This is a genomic window from Pantoea sp. ICBG 828 (assembly GCF_002928355.1).
Classification (GTDB): domain Bacteria; phylum Pseudomonadota; class Gammaproteobacteria; order Enterobacterales; family Enterobacteriaceae; genus Pantoea; species Pantoea dispersa.
Genome location: NZ_POWN01000001.1, coordinates 370,829 through 388,332, shown reverse-complemented (window position 1 = coordinate 388,332; position 17,504 = coordinate 370,829). Strand labels below are relative to the sequence as shown.

The following is a 17,504-nucleotide window of genomic DNA, read 5'->3' as shown; positions in this document are numbered from 1 at the left end:
TTATTAAAGGCGGAAAACGAGTACAACCGACGCGTCCGAACCGTATCAACGGCGAAATCCGTGCCACCGAAGTGCGCTTAACTGGCGTAGACGGCGAGCAACTTGGCATTGTCTCACTGCGCGAAGCGATTGAGAAAGCAGAAGAAGCTGGCGTAGATTTAGTTGAAATTAGCCCGAACGCCGAACCGCCGGTTTGCCGCATTATGGATTACGGCAAGTTCCTTTATGAAAAGAGCAAATCTTCTAAGGAACAGAAGAAGAAGCAAAAAGTTATCCAGGTTAAGGAAATCAAATTCCGTCCTGGTACCGATGAAGGCGACTATCAGGTAAAACTCCGCAGCCTGATTCGTTTTCTGGAAGAGGGCGATAAAGCCAAAATCACGCTGCGTTTCCGTGGTCGTGAGATGGCGCACCAACAGATCGGTATGGAAGTGCTTAACCGCGTGAAAGAAGATCTGAATGAACTGGCAGTGGTCGAATCCTTCCCGACGAAGATCGAAGGCCGCCAGATGATTATGGTGCTCGCACCTAAGAAGAAACAGTAGGCTTTCAAGTAATAATGCCGCGTAGCGTTCGCGCTGCGCGGATTTTTATTCGCCTGTCTGGTTCATTTTATTAACAATGCGAAGTGGATATTTGTAAAAATGCCAAAGATTAAAACTGTACGTGGCGCCGCAAAGCGCTTCAAGAAGACCGCTTCTGGCGGCTTCAAGCGTAAGCACGCAAACCTGCGTCATATTCTGACTAAAAAGTCTACTAAGCGTAAACGTCACCTGCGTCCAAAAGGCATGGTGTCTAAAGGCGATCTGGGTCTGGTTGTTGCCTGCCTGCCGTACGCATAAGTTAACCCTTTTTTAATTCCCCGATAGATTTCGGGTTGCAGTCAGGCGGCAACGGAATGAATCCTGGCGCTTACATCAGTAAGTGACTGGGATGAATGAAGGCAGCTAACGCCACTGCAGCACGAAAGATGATGGGGAAATCACAGAATATGATATAGGAGAGCTCACATGGCTCGCGTAAAACGTGGTGTAATTGCTCGCGCACGTCACAAGAAAATCTTAAAACAAGCTAAAGGCTACTATGGTGCACGTTCACGTGTTTACCGCGTTGCCTTCCAGGCTGTTATCAAAGCTGGTCAGTATGCTTACCGCGACCGTCGTCAGCGTAAGCGTCAGTTCCGTCAGCTGTGGATCGCACGTATCAACGCTGCGGCGCGTCAGAACGGTATCTCTTACAGCCGTTTCATCAATGGCCTGAAAAAAGCGTCCATTGAAATCGACCGTAAAATCCTCGCTGACATCGCTGTATTCGACAAAGTGGCATTCACTGCACTGGTTGAAAAAGCAAAATCAGCTCTGGCGTAAGTCAGGTAAAAAAGGGAGCTTGCTCCCTTTTTTATTGCCTGCAACCCACGCAAATGATTGACATTTTAGCCGCAGGGCATTTCAATAGTGCGGTTTCTATCAAGACAAGGTAACGCAAGCATGCACGCTGCTATTTTCCGTTTCTTTTTTTACTTTAGCGCCTGATCGTCAGGGGCTTTTGCGCATAAGAAAAGAAACGAAAAATCGCGCTGAAAGCCTCCCTCGTGGAGGCTTTTTTGTTTCCGGCGACACTTAATCGGATCGCACGATCCCAACGAGAACTGACCAGCCCGGCTGGAAGAAGAGGAAATCATGTCCCAACTCGCAGACCTGGTGGCCCGTGCCACGGCCGCCATCGACGAGGCGTCGGATATCGCCGCCCTGGACGCCGTGCGCGTCGAATTTCTGGGTAAAAAAGGGCACCTGACGCTGCAAATGACCACCCTGCGTGAACTGCCGGCGGAAGAGCGCCCGGCGGCCGGTGCGGTCATCAACGATGCCAAACAGCAGGTACAGGATCGACTTAACGCGCGTAAAGATACGCTGGAAAGCGCGGCGCTGAATGCCCGCCTGGCGGCAGAGACTATCGACGTATCGCTGCCAGGACGCCGTATCGAGAACGGCGGTCTGCATCCGGTGACCCGCACCATCGATCGTATCGAAACCTTTTTCGGCGAGTTGGGTTTCGCGGTGGCGACCGGTCCGGAAATTGAAGACGATTATCACAACTTTGATGCGCTGAATATTCCGGGGCATCACCCGGCGCGCGCCGATCACGACACCTTCTGGTTCGATGCCACGCGCCTGCTGCGCACCCAGACCTCCGGCGTGCAGATCCGCACCATGAAAAATCAGCAGCCGCCGATTCGTATCATCGCGCCGGGCCGCGTTTACCGTAACGATTACGATCAGACGCACACCCCGATGTTCCATCAGATGGAAGGTCTGATTGTCGATAAAGACATCAGCTTCACCAATCTGAAAGGCACGCTGCATGACTTCCTGAACAACTTCTTCGAAGAGAACCTGCAGATTCGCTTCCGCCCGTCCTATTTCCCATTCACCGAACCGTCAGCGGAAGTGGATGTGATGGGTAAAAACGGCAAATGGCTGGAAGTGCTGGGCTGCGGCATGGTGCATCCGAACGTACTGCGCAACGTGGGCATCGATCCGGAAATCTACTCCGGCTTCGCCTTCGGTATGGGCATGGAGCGTCTGACCATGCTGCGCTACGGTGTGACCGATCTGCGCGCCTTCTTCGAAAACGATTTACGTTTCCTCAAACAATTTAAATAAGGGCAGGTTATCCAATGAAATTCAGTGAACTCTGGTTACGCGAATGGGTAAATCCAGCCCTGGACAGCGCCGCGCTGTCTGAGCAAATCACCATGGCCGGTCTGGAAGTCGACGGCGTCGACCCGGTGGCAGGCGCGTTTCATGGCGTCGTAGTGGGTGAAGTGGTGGAGTGCGGCCAGCACCCGAACGCCGACAAACTGCGCGTCACCAAAATCAACGTGGGTGGCGATCGCCTGCTGGATATCGTCTGCGGCGCGCCAAACTGCCGTCAGGGCCTGAAAGTGGCCGTGGCGACCGTTGGTGCCGTGCTGCCGGGCGATTTCAAAATCAAAGCGGCAAAACTGCGCGGTGAGCCGTCAGAAGGCATGCTGTGCTCATTCTCCGAGCTGGGTATTTCTGACGATCACAACGGTATTATCGAGCTGCCAGCCGATGCGCCGGTGGGCACTGATATTCGCCAGTACCTGCAGCTGGATGACAACACCATCGAAATCAGCGTGACGCCAAACCGTGCCGACTGCCTGGGTATCATCGGTATCGCGCGTGACGTGGCGGTGATCAATGGCCTGCCGCTGCAGGCGCCGGTCATCGAGCCGGTTAAAGCCACCATTAGCGACACCTTCCCGATTCGCGTTGACGCCACCGATGCCTGCCCGCGCTACCTCGGCCGCGTGGTAAAAGGCGTAAACGTGAAAGCAGAAACGCCGCTGTGGATGCGCGAAAAACTGCGCCGCTGCGGTATCCGCTCGATCGATCCGGTGGTGGATATCACTAACTACGTGCTGCTGGAGCTCGGCCAGCCGATGCACGCCTTCGATCTCGACCGCATTGACGGCGGTATCGTGGTGCGCATGGCGAAAGAGGGGGAAACCCTGACGCTGCTCGACGGCAGCGAAGCGACCCTCCACAGCGATACGCTGGTGATTGCGGACCACCACAAAGCGCTGGCGATGGGTGGCATCTTCGGCGGTGAGCACTCCGGCGTCAACGAAGCGACGCAGAATGTATTGTTTGAGTGCGCGTTCTTCGATCCGCTGGCGATCACCGGTCGTGCGCGTCGTCATGGTCTGCATACCGATGCTTCCCACCGCTACGAGCGCGGTGTCGATCCGGCGCTGCAGCATAAGGCGCTGGAGCGCGCCACTCAGCTGCTGCTGGCGATTTGCGGCGGCGAAGCCGGCCCGGTTATCGATCAGACCGATGCCAGCAAACTGCCGGCGCGCGCCACCATTACGCTGCGCCGTGAGAAGCTGGACCGCCTGATTGGCCACGTCATTGCGGATGAGCAGGTGACCGATATCCTGACCCGTCTCGGCTGTGACGTCACCGTCGGCAACGGCGAATGGCAGGCCGTCGCCCCGAGCTGGCGCTTCGATATGGCCATCGAAGAAGACCTGGTCGAAGAAGTGGCGCGCGTATACGGCTACAACAACATTCCGGATGTGCCGGTGAAAGCCAGCCTGCTGATGACCCAGCACCGTGAAGCCGATCTGTCTCTGAAGCGTGCCAAAAACCTGCTGGTGGATAAAGGCTATCAGGAAGCGATTACCTACAGCTTTGTCGATCCGAAAGTGCAGCAGCTGCTGCATCCGGGCGAAGAAGCGTTGATTCTGCCCAGCCCGATTTCCAGCGATATGTCGGCGATGCGCCTGTCGCTGTGGACCGGTCTGCTCGGCGCCGTGGTGTATAACCAGAACCGTCAGCAGAGCCGCGTGCGCCTGTTTGAGAGCGGTTTACGCTTTGTGCCTGATACGCAGGCCGATCTCGGCATCCGTCAGGATCTTATGCTGGCGGGCGTGCTGAGCGGTAACCGCTACGAAGAGCACTGGGATCTGGCGCGCCAGACGGTTGACTTCTATGATTTGAAAGGCGATTTAGAGTCGCTGCTGGATTTGACCGGTAAACCCGACGCGATTTCGTTCCGTGCAGAAGCCAATCCGGCGCTGCATCCGGGACAGAGTGCAGGCATTTATTTAGCCGACGAACGAATCGGATTTATCGGGGTGGTTCATCCGGAGCTGGAACGTAAGCTGGATCTTAACGGCCGCACCTTAGTGTTTGAACTGCTTTGGAATAAGGTCGCAGACCGCGTCCTGCCTGACGCGCGCGAGATCTCACGCTTCCCGGCAAACCGCCGTGACATCGCTGTGGTAGTGGCTGAAAATGTGCCCGCAGCAGATATCATCGCGGAGTGTAAGAAAGTTGGCGTAAATCAGGTAGTTGGCGTAAACTTGTTTGACGTGTACCGTGGTAAGGGCGTAAACGAGGGTGAAAAGAGCCTCGCGATTAGCCTGATTTTGCAGGATACCAGCCGGACACTCGAAGAAGAGGAGATTGCTGCGACCGTTGCCAAATGCGTTGCAGCATTAAAAGAGCGATTCCAGGCAACCTTGAGGGATTGAACCTATGGCGCTTACAAAAGCTGAAATGTCAGAGTACCTGTTTGAAAAACTCGGGTTGAGCAAACGCGATGCCAAAGAGTTGGTAGAGCTTTTTTTCGAAGAAGTTCGCCGCGCGTTGGAAAACGGAGAACAGGTAAAACTGTCCGGATTTGGTAATTTTGATCTGCGTGACAAAAACCAGCGTCCGGGCCGTAACCCGAAGACGGGGGAAGATATTCCAATCACCGCCCGCCGCGTGGTGACATTCCGTCCGGGGCAGAAGTTGAAAAGTCGCGTGGAGAACGCGTCACCCAAGGATGCTGACTGATTTCAGTATGACAAAAAGGCCGCTCAGCGGCCTTTTTTATGCGCGCAATCCCGGCAGCACGCTGCAGGCGCGGCTTTCTTTTTAGCGTAATCTCTCTACAATCAAATCTCTGTTTTCTCAGCCAATCTTACTTATGACTCTGCTGGATCAGCTGGCCCAACAGGCCGACCGCCGCAGCCGGCGCTGGCTCGGCGCGCTTACTGCCGCAGTGCTGCTGCTGCTGGTGCTCAGTCTGTGCACGGGCGACAGCTGGATATCTCCGCTGCAATGGTTTTCTGCCAGCGGCGATCTGTTCGTCTGGCAGCTGCGCCTGCCGCGCACCCTGGCGGTGCTGCTGGTGGGGGCGGCGCTGGCAGTCTGCGGTGTGGTGATGCAGGCGCTGTTCAACAATCCGCTGGCGGAGCCCGGGTTGCTGGGCGTATCGAACGGTGCCGGCATTGGCCTGGTGCTGGCGGTGCTGCTGGGTAACGGCGCACTGTGGAGCCTGGCGCTGGCAGCGATGGCGGGCGCGCTGCTGATCACGCTGATCCTGCTGCATTTTGCCCATCGCCAGCTGTCGGCCAGCCGTCTGCTGCTGACCGGCGTGGCGCTCGGCATTATCTGTAGCGCCATCATGACGTGGGCGGTGTACTTTAGCACCAGCCTCGATCTGCGCCAGATGATGTACTGGATGATGGGCGGCTTTAGCGGTATCGACTGGCGCTACGGCTGGATGATGCTGGCGCTGCTGCCGGTGACGCTGGCGCTGCTGGCCAGCGCCCGAACGCTTAATCTGCTGGCGCTGGGGGAGGTGTCGGCGCGGCAGCTCGGCCTGCCACTGCTGCTGTGGCGCAATCTGCTGGTGCTGGCGATGGGCTGGCTGGTGGGCGTCAGCGTGGCGATGGCCGGTGCGATTGGATTTGTCGGACTGGTTATCCCCCATCTGCTGCGCCTCAGCGGTCTGAGCGATCATCGCTACCTGCTGCCGGCCGCGGCGCTGGCGGGCGCGGCGGTACTGCTGGCGGCGGACATTCTGGCACGTCTGGTGCTTACCTCGGCCGAGCTGCCAATTGGGGTGGTCACTGCCACGCTCGGCGCGCCGCTGTTTATCATGTTATTAGTGAAGTCTTCGCGCTAGCTGCGGCTGGCACAGTGCAATCAACAACGGGAATCGACGATGAGCCTTTATCAGACAGAACTGGTTACGCTGGACGGTGAAAAAACCACGCTGGCACAGTATCAGGGCAAGGTGCTGCTGGTGGTTAACGTAGCATCAAAATGCGGCCTGACGCCGCAGTATGAACAGCTGGAGTCGCTGCAGAAGGCCTGGCAGGACAAAGATTTCAGCGTGCTGGGCTTCCCCTGCAATCAGTTTCTCGAGCAGGAACCGGGCAGCAACGAAGAGATCAAAACCTTCTGCAGCACCACGTACGGCGTAACCTTCCCGCTGTTCGACAAAACGGAGGTTAACGGCGAGCAGCGTCATCCGCTGTACCGTCAGCTGGTCGCTGCGCAGCCGGAAGCCGAACGCCCGGCAGGCAGCGGTTTCCTTGAGCGCATGGAGAGCAAAGGCCGCGCGCCGAAAGCGCCGGGCGATATCCTGTGGAATTTCGAAAAGTTCCTCATCAACAAACAGGGTGAGGTGATCGCGCGCTTCTCGCCGGACATGACGCCGGACGATCCGATCATTCTGAAGCGCATTGAGCAGGCGCTGGCGGCGTAATGCTGCTGCAGTGCCACGACCTGCACGTGCCCGGACGGCTGAGCGCGGGGGAGCTGACGCTCTGCCGCGGTGAGCGCGTGCACGTGGTCGGCCCTAACGGCGCCGGGAAGAGCACGCTGCTGACCGCGCTCGCTGGCCTGCTCGACGCCGAAGGGCAGCTGACGCTGGCCGGCCAGCCGCTGCGAAACTGGTCGGGTGCCGCACTGGCGCAGCAGCGCGCCTGGCTCCCCCAGCAGCAGCCGGCGCCTGCGGCGCTGCCGGTGTGGCACTATCTGCGGCTGCACAGCCCGCCGGGCGGCGTCAACGCGCAGGCGACGCTCACTGACCTGCTGCTGCAGCTTGGCTTGCAGGATAAGCTGACGCGTCCGCTGGCGCAGCTCTCCGGCGGTGAGTGGCAGCGGGTGCGCCTGGCGGCGGTGGTGCTGCAGATCCATCCGGCAATTAATCCGCGCGGTGCGTTACTGATTCTGGATGAGCCGCTCACCGCGCTTGACATCGCACAGCAGCGCGCGGTGGATAAGCTGCTGTTGCAGCTCAGCGAGGCCGGCATCGCCATTGTCGCCAGCGGACACGATCTCAACCACAGTCTGCGCCATGCCGATCGCGTCTGGCTGATGCATCAGGGCCGCGTAGTCAGTCAGGGCGGGGCCCGTGAGGTGCTGACCGCCGAGCGACTGGCACCGCTTTATCAGGCCGAATTCGTGCAGCTGGAGACGCCACAGGGGCCGCTGCTTTATCTTCCCTGACTTGCGCGCCGCGCCGCTTTGTCGCTACAGTGTCAGCCGGACGACGTTTTTAAGGACTATTCTGATGCGGCTGACCCTGTTTCTCCTCGTGTTGCTGCTGGCGGGCTGTAGCCATCATGCGCCGCCGCCCAATGGCCGTCTGTCTGACTCCATCACCGTAATTGCGCAACTTAACGATCAGCTCAGCCGCTGGCGCGGTACACCTTATCGCTATGGCGGATTAAGCCGTGGTGGCGTGGATTGCTCTGGCTTTGTCTACCTGACCTTTCGTGACCGCTTTGACCTGCAGCTGCCGCGCTCAACGATTGATCAGACCGATATTGGCACGCGCATCGATAAAAGCGATCTGCTGCCCGGCGACCTGGTATTTTTCAAAACCGGCAGCGGCGAAAATGGCCTGCACGTAGGCATCTATGACACCGACAATACCTTCATTCACGCTTCCACCAGCCAGGGCGTGATCCGCTCCTCGCTGGATAATGTTTACTGGCGCAAAGTATTCTGGCAGGCGCGTCGCATCTAATCCGCTTAACCCATTAGTGTTAAAAAAAGGCGTAATAAACAGATGGGTTTTGATCCGATTTATTTGTTTTTTTCCGCCAGATATAACTCTCATTTAAAATGGCACTTTACCGCAATCGGGTTTGCGACTAAAAATAGACGTCAGTGAATTTAATCAGTATGGACATTAACCTGGATCATTTGGCTTAAGTATTATTTGATGCAGAAAAGTCGGTAATTAGACAGAAAACGGCGTCTCTTCTAACGTTTGGTCCTATTGCCTGACCGTTTTCATTGATATACGATGCGCCAATTGCCACTGCATCTGGCTGTAAAAAATGAAAGTCCATTTATCTGCCGACTATCAGTCGGAAACCTGGTTTTATCCTGCCTATTCTCTGGCGGGCCAGCTGACTGCGGTTGAGCTGGTCACCCAGTTTGTTCACGACAGTGCGCCGATTACGCTGCCGCAGGACTTGCTGTTGCCGCAGCTTGACGATGCCCAGCAATTACGTTTGCTGCAGAGCCAGTTAGTGCTGCTGGAAAAGTACCGTGACTTTTTTGAGTTACATCAAATTATCGCGCTGGTTCGTATTGATGAATCTATGGCCACGACGCTATTGGCCAGTGAGTTTCTCTTAAGGAAATTTAAACAACTTCCCTTTATTGTTTTGGATATCAGTGAAACGTTTCCGCAATTATCGGCTGGTAAAAAGCAGCCGCTGTTAGCACGCCTGCAACAGGAATTTCGCTTATCGCTTTCTCAATTTGGGGCAGGAAAAGCCCCGGCTACGGCAGTATACGAAAATCTGTTTAGCGTGTTAAAAATGGACAAAGCGTTTATTCATGCGCTGGCGAAACGTGCCTCATTTACGCCATTTATTCAGACTGTTATCGATAATTTTTCCGCTTACGCCCCGCAAATAATTATTTGTGGCGTTGACGATAATGCCCTGCTGGAGAAAGTCAGTTCCCTGAGCGGCGCACAGCTGCAGGGCAGTCTGTTCCCGGTGGTTAAAGCGGAACGGTTAAGCGATCTCATCTATCCGCACGTCACGCTCACCACGCCTTCACAGCAGTAACCTTTCATCTGTCTTCTCCGTCACCCCGACGGTAGACTACGCTTTATCTTTAAACGCAATGCGGGTGGCGCACCGTTGCGCACCTTCCGGAGTGTCGATGCAATTTATTAATAGCTGGCAGCAGACGTTGCCGGGATTCTACACCGCGCTGGACCCAACGCCGCTTGCCGGCGGGCGGCTGTGTTATCACAATGCCGCGCTGGCGCAGGAGATGGGCCTGGATGCCGCGCTGTTTGCTGGCAAAGGCCACGCCGTGTGGTATGGCGCAGCGTTACTTCCCGGCATGTCGCCGCTGGCGCAGGTCTACAGCGGGCACCAGTTTGGCGTGTGGGCTGGCCAGCTGGGCGACGGACGTGGTCTGCTGCTTGGCGAACAGCAACTGGCCGACGGCCGCAAACTTGACTGGCATCTGAAAGGCGCGGGCCTGACCCCCTATTCACGCATGGGCGATGGCCGCGCGGTGATCCGTTCCAGCGTGCGCGAGTTTCTCGCCTCGGAAGCGCTGCACCATCTTGGCATCCCGACCACGCGCGCGCTGGCGCTGGCCATTGGCGACGAACCGGTCCAGCGTGAAACCCGCGAGCGCGGCGCGATGCTGATGCGCATCGCCGACAGCCATCTGCGCTTTGGTCACTTCGAGCATTTCTATTACGGCGGCGAGCCGGAGAAAGTGCGCCAGCTGGCGGACTACGCGATTCATCATCACTGGCCGCAGCTGGAGCAGGAGGCCGATCGCTACCTGTTGTGGTTTACCGATATCGTCAAACGCACCGCCAGCCTGATTGCCCAGTGGCAGAGCGTCGGCTTCGCGCATGGCGTGATGAACACCGATAATATGTCGATCCTCGGCCTGACGCTCGATTACGGGCCTTACGGTTTCCTTGATGACTACGATGCGGATTTCATCTGTAATCACAGCGATTATCAGGGGCGCTACGCCTTCAGCAACCAGCCGATGATCGGCTTGTGGAATCTTAACCGCCTGGCGCACGCGCTGTCCGGCTTGCTGAGCACTGAGCAGTTGAAACAGGCGCTCAGCCATTACGAGAGCGAGCTGATGCGGGTGTGGGGCGAGAAAATGCGCGCGAAGCTCGGGTTGCTGACCGCCGATGCGGGGGATAACGCCATCCTCACTGACCTGCTGGCGCTGATGACGGCAGAGCACAGCGATTACACCCTGACGTTCCGCCTGCTGAGCGAGACGCAGCAGGCAGAGACGCGTTCACCGCTGCGCGATGAGTTTATCGACCGTGACGCCTTCGACCGCTGGTATCACGGCTATCGCCAGCGCCTGCTGCAGGATGGCGTCAGCGATGCGCAGCGTCAGGCAGTCATGAAAGCGGCTAACCCGGCGCTGGTGTTGCGCAACTATCTGGCCCAGCAGGTAATCGATGAGGTTGAGCAGGGGGAAACGGCGGCGCTGGCCAGATTACATCTGGCGCTGCAGCAGCCGTTTAACGAGGCGGCCATCAGCCCGGAACTGCGCCAGCGGCCGCCGGAGTGGGGAAAAACGCTGGAGGTAAGCTGCTCCAGCTAGCAGGCATCAGAAGCGGCTGTCCACGGCAGCCGCCAGCAGCGCCAGCACCTCCGCGCTGTCATCCCAGCCGAGGCACGGATCGGTAATCGACTGGCCGTAGGTCAGCGGCTGGCCGCTCACCACTTTCTGATTTCCCTCCTGCAGGAAACTCTCAATCATCACTCCCGCCACTGCCCGCGAACCGGCCCGGATCTGTGCCGCCACGTCCTGCGCCACATCGCGCTGGCGGCGATGCTGCTTCAGGCAGTTGCCGTGGCTGAAGTCGATCACCAGCTGTTCCGGCAGGTTGAAGTCGCGCAGGTTGGCTGCCGCAGCGGCGACATCTTCAGCGTGGTAGTTCGGCTGACGCCCGCCGCGCAGGATCACGTGACCGTGCGGATTGCCGCTGGTCTGATAAATCGTCATCTGCCCGGTTTTGTCGGGTGACAGGAACATATGGCTGACGCGCGCGGCACGAATCGCATCAACCGCGATCTGCACGTTGCCGTCGGTGCCATTCTTGAAGCCCACCGGGCAGGAGAGCGCCGAGGCCATTTCACGGTGAATCTGGCTCTCGGTGGTGCGCGCGCCAATCGCGCCCCAGCTGATCAGGTCGGCAATAAACTGGCCGATCACCATATCGAGAAATTCCGTGGCGGTTGGCATGCCGATGGCGTTGATATCCAGCAGCAGCTGGCGCGCGATAGCGATGCCGCGGTTGACGTCGAAGCTGCCATCGAGATCCGGATCGGAAATCAGGCCTTTCCAGCCGACCACGGTGCGCGGCTTCTCAAAGTAGGCGCGCATCACGATTTCCAGCCGGTCCTTGTGCTGTTCACGCAGCAGATTGAGACGTTCTGCGTACTCCAGCGCGGCCCTGGGATCGTGCAGCGAGCAGGGGCCGATAATCACCAGCAGGCGTGGATCTTCACCGGTCAGGATGCGCGCGATGCGCTGACGCGCGGCGGTAACGTTAGCGGCAATCGCCGCCGAAATGGGGTGTTGTTGCGCCAGCGCGGCCGGCGTCAGCAGCGTGCCGATGCGCGCGGTGCGCAGTTCATCAGTTTTGTTCATTGGGATTCTCAAAATCTGTTCTTCGCAGCGGTGAAATACCGGGAAGTGATGATGATCACAATAAACCATTAGCCCGTGAATTCAACCAGCTAAATCAAAAGGCTATTCATTACTGACGGCAGCCAGGCTTTACAACCTGGCAGGTGAGGTCAGTACATGCTGCGGCGCAGGCCCATGATGTCGAGGATTTTGGTGGCGATCTCTTCGACAGAGTAATTGGTGCTGTTGAGATAGCGAATCTGATGGGTGCGGAACAGCGCTTCCACTTCACCGACCTCCAGCCGGCACTGACGCATTGACGCATAGCGGGTATTTTCAGCGCGCTCCTGACGAATCGCCGCCAGCCGTTCCGGATCGATGGTCAGGCCAAACAGCTTGTGCTGATGGGCGCGCAGCGCAGGCGGCAGCTTTAGGTTATCCATGTCATCAGCGATGAACGGATAGTTAGCCGCGCGTACACCAAACTGCATCGCCAGATACAGGCTGGTCGGGGTTTTGCCGCAGCGCGATACCCCCAGCAGAATCACCTGCGCATCTTCCAGCCCGCGCAGCGAAATACCGTCATCGTGCGCCAGGGTGTAATCAATCGCGGCGATACGGGCATCGTATTTGCCTAAGTTACTGGCGGTCAGGCCGTGGGTGCGGTGCGCCACCGGCATCGAGGCCACGCCCAGTTCGCTCTGCAGCGGTGCCACCAGCGCCTGCACGATGTCCTGGCAGAAACCTTCGCTCTCCAGAATGATATCGCGCACCTCTGGCGTGACAATTGAGAAAAACACCAGTGGGCGCACGCCGCTCTGCTGGTAGAGCGCATTGATCTGGGCTTTCACCGCCTGGGCGCGCTGCACATTCTCCACGAACGGCAGCGTCACGCTGTTGGTATTCACCGGAAACTGTGACAGCACCGCGTGGCCCAGCACTTCCGCGGTGATGGCGGTGCCGTCAGAGATATAGAATACGCTGCGTTCAGTGCTCATGGTTGACCTCATGCTTTTGTTTACTTTTGCGTAACATTATCGCCTAAAATATTTCATTTTCACTAAGGGTAAAATGAAATATCCATATCTGGCCGGCGAATAATCTATTTTTACGCTGCGCTGATTACCCATCATAGATGAAAAGCCGGGTTGTTCAGCGCTAATTTCTCGCTTTTGCCCGCGCGGGCGCAAAATAAAAACGGCAAGCGTTGCGCAACAAAAAACGCGTCTAACCTCATGAAAAAGTGAAAAATATCGCATTGCCAATAGGTTGGAAAAAATAGCTGCGTTGCGCAACAAGGCGCTTTTCGGGGAGTAATCCGATTTTAACGCTGATTTTCTGCTTTAACGATTCAACACTTAGTCTTTATTAATTGATTGTGCCAGGCTGATTTGGCGAATAGCAAAATGTTCCATGTGCTCCAATCATTTAAAAGGATAATCTCAATGTCCAATCAAGACCAACAGTCGCTAGTGCTCTGGTACAACCAGCTTGGCATGCATGATGTTGATCGGGTAGGGGGCAAGAATGCTTCCCTGGGAGAAATGATTACCAATTTGTCGTCGCTCGGGGTATCCGTGCCAAACGGCTACGCGACGACATCTTACGCTTTTAATCAGTTTCTCGACCAAAGCGGACTGAACCAGCGTATTTATGCATTGCTGGACAACACGGATATTGATGATGTTGCAGCGCTGGCGCAGGCCGGCAAACAGATTCGTCAATGGGTGGTGGATACGCCTTTCCAGCCAGAGCTGGAAGCGGCGATCCGCAGCGCCTATGAACAACTTTCTGCTGATGACGCCGAAGCCTCCTTTGCGGTGCGCTCTTCGGCCACCGCCGAGGATATGCCCGATGCCTCGTTTGCCGGCCAGCAGGAAACTTTCCTTAACGTGCAGGGCTTCGACGCGGTGCTGGTGGCCGTGAAGCACGTATTCGCCTCGCTGTTTAACGATCGCGCCATTTCATACCGCGTGCACCAGGGCTACGACCACCGTGGCGTGGCGCTCTCAGCCGGTGTGCAGCGCATGGTACGTTCCGATCTCGCCTCCTCCGGCGTGATGTTCACCATTGATACCGAATCCGGCTTCGACCAGGTGGTGTTTATCACCTCGGCGTTCGGTCTTGGCGAAATGGTGGTGCAGGGCGCGGTCAACCCGGATGAGTTTTACGTGCACAAACCGACGCTGGCCGCTAATCGCCCGGCAATTGTGCGCCGAACCCTGGGCTCGAAGAAGATCCGCATGGTGTATGCCGATTCGCAGGAGCACGGCGAACAGGTGCGCATTGAGGACGTGGAACAGGAACAGCGAGACCGCTTTAGCCTGACCGATGACGAAGTGCAGGCGCTGGCGCGCCAGGCGGTGCTGATTGAGCAGCACTATAAGCGTCCGATGGATATTGAGTGGGCCAAAGATGGCCACACCGGCAAACTGTTCATCGTGCAGGCGCGGCCGGAAACGGTGCGTTCCAACGGACAGGTGATGGAACGCTACAGCCTGCAGGGCAAAGGTAGCGTGCTGGTGGAAGGCCGGGCCATCGGCCATCGCATCGGTGCGGGTGAAGTGAAGGTGATTCACGACATCAGCGAGATGCACCGCATCGAAAAAGGCGATGTGCTGGTCACCGACATGACCGACCCGGACTGGGAACCGATCATGAAGAAGGCGTCGGCGATCGTCACCAACCGCGGCGGGCGGACCTGTCACGCGGCAATCATTGCGCGCGAGCTAGGCATTCCGGCAGTGGTGGGCTGTGGTGACGCCACCGAGCACCTGAAGGACGGTCATAAGGTCACGGTGTCCTGCGCCGAAGGCGATACCGGCTATGTGTATAACGATCTTCTGGACTTTGAAGTCACCAGTTCGCAGGTTGATACCATGCCGGATCTGCCGCTGAAAATTATGATGAACGTCGGTAACCCGGATCGCGCGTTTGATTTTGCCTGCCTGCCAAATGAAGGCGTTGGTCTGGCGCGGCTGGAGTTCATCATCAACCGCATGATCGGCGTGCACCCGAAAGCCCTGCTGGAGTTTGATCAGCAGACGCCGGAACTGCAGGCGCAGATTGGTCAGATGATGAAAGGCTTTGACGATCCGGTGGAATTCTACATCGCGCGGCTGACCGAAGGGATCGCCACGCTGGGTGCGGCCTTCGCGCCGAAGCGCGTCATTGTGCGGTTGTCGGATTTCAAAACCAATGAGTATGCCAACCTGGTCGGCGGCGAGCGTTACGAGCCGGAAGAGGAAAACCCGATGCTGGGCTTCCGCGGCGCCGGACGCTACGTGGCGGACAGCTTCCGCGACTGCTTTGCGCTGGAGTGTGAAGCCGTGAAGCGCGTGCGCAACGACATGGGGCTGACCAACGTTGAGATCATGGTGCCGTTTGTACGCACCGTCGATCAGGCCGAGGCCGTGGTGGCCGAACTGGCGAAGCAGGGCCTGAAACGCGGCGAGAACGGACTGAAGGTGATCATGATGTGCGAGATCCCGTCCAACGCGCTGCTGGCAGAACAGTTCCTGCAGCACTTTGACGGCTTCTCTATCGGCTCCAACGACATGACGCAGCTGGCGCTGGGGCTGGATCGCGACTCCGGCGTGGTGTCGGCGCTGTTTGATGAGCGTAACGATGCGGTGAAGGCACTGCTGTCGATGTCGATTCAGGCAGCGAAGAAGCAGGGCAAATACGTCGGCATCTGCGGCCAGGGGCCTTCAGATCATCAGGACTTTGCTGCCTGGCTGATGGAGCAGGGCATCGACAGCCTGTCGCTCAATCCGGATACCGTGGTGGAAACCTGGCTGAGCCTGGCTGAGCTGGACGCGGCCAAAGCGTAATCTGTTATACCTGCCTGGTGCCCGGCAACCGTCGGGCACCTGTCCCATATCCCATTCCACTTTTCATCACTTAAGATTGCCATAAACCCAGCGCTGACGGCGTTCGCCGCCGGACCGCGCTGTTTATCGCTGAATTGCAGGCAAAAAAAAGCCCATCACAGGGGATGGGCAAAGACTACACACAGCAATTCTTCACTTTACTCAGGGGAAAAAGGTTGTTTAAAAATCAGTGGCTTGATTTAAAACATAGTGAACATGTTATTCACCGCCGCCGCTGGCGTCTTTAAGAATCCTCTTATTAGTTTAAAGCTGATAATCTTTCATTACGTTTTATGACCCATTCGGCCCAGGAATCAGTGCGAAAAATAATCATTTTATCGGTGCGATCGGGCTTAAACGCTGAAAAGTGCGTTTTTTCTTAAAAATCACTAATGGAAAAAATTATTGTGCCGCGAAATTAAGTGGTACGGATTAATGAGTGTTAACCACGGCTGACTAATGCAAATCGCGTTGGGTGCGGTGCGGGAAAAGGGGATAAGCAAACCGGGCTGGGCGCCCGGTTATGCGCCGGAAGCGCGTTACGGCTGCGGCTCTTCGTGTTCGGCCAGTGCTTCGATGGCCGTTTCCGGATCGTCATCCGGTGCCGGCGCTTCATGCATCCACACCGAAACCAGCCGGTAAGAGACCGCCAGTACGACCGGACCGATAAACAGTCCAATCATACCGAAGGCGATCAGCCCGCCGATGACGCCGGAAAGTATCAGAATCATCGGTAAATCGGCGCCCATGCGAATCAGCATCGGACGCAGCACGTTATCCAGCGTGCCGACCACGCAGCTCCACACTAACAGCACCGTGCCCCAGGTGGTGTCGCCGCTCCAGTAGAGCCAGATAATTGCCGGCACCAGCACAATCAACGGTCCAAGCTGCACCAGGCAGGTAAGAATCATTAATACGGTCAGCAGCGTGGCATACGGAATGCCGGAAATCGCCAGGCCGATGCCGCCCAGCACGCCCTGCACCAGCGCGGTCACCACCACGCCGAGCGCCACGGCGCGGATCGCCTGACCGGCCAGCAGCACGGCGGCGTCACCGCGCCGTCCGCCCATGCGGTAGGCAAAGTGACGGATGCCGAGACCAACCTGCTCACCGCGCCAGTACAGCAGCACGCTGAACAACAGCATCAGGGCAAGGTGCAGCATGAAACGGCCAAAATGTCCGGCCTGGGCGACAAAGAAGCCGGTGGTGCGGCCAATATAAGGCTGGACCTGGCTCATGATCGCCGCGCCGCCGCCGTCGATCAGTTTATGGTAGCTGGAATAGAGTTTGCGTCCGGCATAGGGAATATCGCGCAGCCAGGCGAGATCCGGCAGCACCAGATGGCGCTGGGTCGCCCAGGCGATGACCGGCGCGCTGTTATCAATCAGGCTGCTGACCAGCAGCGCGATAGGAATAATAAACAGTAGCAACAGCAGAATCGTCATGGCGATCACCGCCAGCGAACGGCGACCCCACAGCAGTTGCTGCAGACGAATCATTAGCGGCCAGGTGGCAATCACCACCATGCTGGCCCAGGCGAAGCCGAGAATGAACGGCTGCACCACCCACAGACAGGCAATGATCATCAGCAAAATAAACATCAGCGAGAACAACATTTGCGGTAGATCCATACCGCGTTGCAGGCTTTTCATCACAACAC

Annotated in this window: 17 protein-coding genes, 1 other RNA gene and 1 other annotated feature; of the genes, 14 read left to right on the top strand and 4 right to left on the bottom strand. The window is 57.3% G+C overall.

Features of this window, described 5'->3' with window-relative positions:
- The first annotated feature begins 2 nt into the window (after positions 1–2).
- The 13 genes from infC (at position 3) to C1Y43_RS01745 (ending at position 10,940) form a co-directional block, all read left to right on the top strand.
- On the top strand, positions 3–545 hold the full coding sequence (gene infC, locus C1Y43_RS01800) for a translation initiation factor IF-3 (protein ID WP_058757673.1): 543 nt from the start codon (positions 3–5) through the stop codon (positions 543–545).
- 99 nt (positions 546–644) lie between these two features.
- Positions 645–842 (top strand): 50S ribosomal protein L35, encoded by a 198-nt coding sequence (rpmI, locus tag C1Y43_RS01795; RefSeq protein ID WP_006118955.1) that lies wholly within the window; start codon positions 645–647, stop codon positions 840–842.
- 168 nt (positions 843–1,010) lie between these two features.
- Positions 1,011–1,367 carry a 50S ribosomal protein L20 gene (rplT, locus tag C1Y43_RS01790; protein ID WP_010616241.1) on the top strand — a complete coding sequence of 119 codons (357 nt, stop codon included), beginning with the start codon at positions 1,011–1,013 and terminating at the stop codon, positions 1,365–1,367.
- Positions 1,368–1,482: 115 nt separating this feature from the next.
- Positions 1,483–1,608, top strand: a sequence feature (Phe leader region).
- Positions 1,488–1,532 (top strand): pheST operon leader peptide PheM, encoded by a 45-nt coding sequence (pheM, locus tag C1Y43_RS23565; RefSeq protein WP_121626058.1) that lies wholly within the window; start codon positions 1,488–1,490, stop codon positions 1,530–1,532. (Overlaps the previous feature by 45 nt.)
- Before the next feature lie 71 nt (positions 1,609–1,679).
- Entirely contained in the window at positions 1,680–2,663 is a 984-nt protein-coding gene (gene pheS / locus C1Y43_RS01785; protein ID WP_021506248.1) for a phenylalanine--tRNA ligase subunit alpha, read from the top strand.
- Between the two features lie 14 nt (positions 2,664–2,677).
- Complete coding sequence (gene pheT / locus C1Y43_RS01780) at positions 2,678–5,065, top strand: phenylalanine--tRNA ligase subunit beta (RefSeq protein WP_104186790.1); 2,388 nt, start codon at positions 2,678–2,680, stop codon at positions 5,063–5,065.
- 4 nt (positions 5,066–5,069) lie between these two features.
- Positions 5,070–5,372: an integration host factor subunit alpha gene (ihfA, locus tag C1Y43_RS01775; RefSeq protein ID WP_021506246.1), complete on the top strand. Its 303-nt coding sequence runs from the start codon at positions 5,070–5,072 to the stop codon at positions 5,370–5,372.
- A gap of 133 nt (positions 5,373–5,505) precedes the next feature.
- Positions 5,506–6,489: a vitamin B12 ABC transporter permease BtuC gene (gene btuC / locus C1Y43_RS01770; RefSeq protein ID WP_104186788.1), complete on the top strand. Its 984-nt coding sequence runs from the start codon at positions 5,506–5,508 to the stop codon at positions 6,487–6,489.
- 39 nt (positions 6,490–6,528) lie between these two features.
- Positions 6,529–7,074, top strand: coding sequence for a glutathione peroxidase (locus C1Y43_RS01765; protein ID WP_058769691.1), 546 nt, complete (start codon positions 6,529–6,531; stop codon positions 7,072–7,074).
- Positions 7,074–7,820 (top strand): vitamin B12 ABC transporter ATP-binding protein BtuD, encoded by a 747-nt coding sequence (gene btuD / locus C1Y43_RS01760; protein ID WP_104186786.1) that lies wholly within the window; start codon positions 7,074–7,076, stop codon positions 7,818–7,820. Before C1Y43_RS01765 ends, btuD begins: the two co-directional genes overlap by 1 nt.
- Before the next feature lie 64 nt (positions 7,821–7,884).
- Positions 7,885–8,343 (top strand): NlpC/P60 family protein, encoded by a 459-nt coding sequence (locus C1Y43_RS01755; protein WP_021506241.1) that lies wholly within the window; start codon positions 7,885–7,887, stop codon positions 8,341–8,343.
- A 316-nt stretch (positions 8,344–8,659) separates the two neighbouring features.
- Entirely contained in the window at positions 8,660–9,403 is a 744-nt protein-coding gene (locus tag C1Y43_RS01750) for an EAL domain-containing protein (RefSeq protein WP_021506240.1), read from the top strand.
- A 97-nt stretch (positions 9,404–9,500) separates the two neighbouring features.
- Positions 9,501–10,940: a YdiU family protein gene (locus tag C1Y43_RS01745; protein WP_104186785.1), complete on the top strand. Its 1,440-nt coding sequence runs from the start codon at positions 9,501–9,503 to the stop codon at positions 10,938–10,940.
- Positions 10,941–10,946: 6 nt separating this feature from the next.
- Here the strand turns inward: C1Y43_RS01745 and C1Y43_RS01740 are convergent, their stop codons facing one another.
- Together C1Y43_RS01740 and C1Y43_RS01735 are read right to left on the bottom strand one after the other, a co-directional pair.
- Entirely contained in the window at positions 10,947–11,993 is a 1,047-nt protein-coding gene (locus C1Y43_RS01740; protein WP_058769694.1) for a 3-deoxy-7-phosphoheptulonate synthase, read from the bottom strand.
- Positions 11,994–12,142: 149 nt separating this feature from the next.
- On the bottom strand, positions 12,143–12,970 hold the full coding sequence (locus C1Y43_RS01735; protein ID WP_021506237.1) for a pyruvate, water dikinase regulatory protein: 828 nt from the start codon (positions 12,968–12,970) through the stop codon (positions 12,143–12,145).
- 447 nt (positions 12,971–13,417) lie between these two features.
- On the opposite strand from C1Y43_RS01735, the gene ppsA reads away from it, so the two are divergent.
- A complete protein-coding gene (ppsA, locus tag C1Y43_RS01730; protein ID WP_058757679.1) occupies positions 13,418–15,805 on the top strand; it encodes a phosphoenolpyruvate synthase in 2,388 nt (795 codons plus the stop codon).
- 140 nt (positions 15,806–15,945) lie between these two features.
- On the opposite strand, the gene rprA is transcribed toward ppsA, so the two are convergent.
- An RNA gene (gene rprA, locus C1Y43_RS01725) (antisense sRNA RprA) lies at positions 15,946–16,053 on the bottom strand.
- 330 nt (positions 16,054–16,383) lie between these two features.
- A complete protein-coding gene (ydiK, locus tag C1Y43_RS01720; protein WP_010616248.1) occupies positions 16,384–17,496 on the bottom strand; it encodes an AI-2E family transporter YdiK in 1,113 nt (370 codons plus the stop codon).
- Between the last annotated feature and the right edge of the window lie 8 nt (positions 17,497–17,504).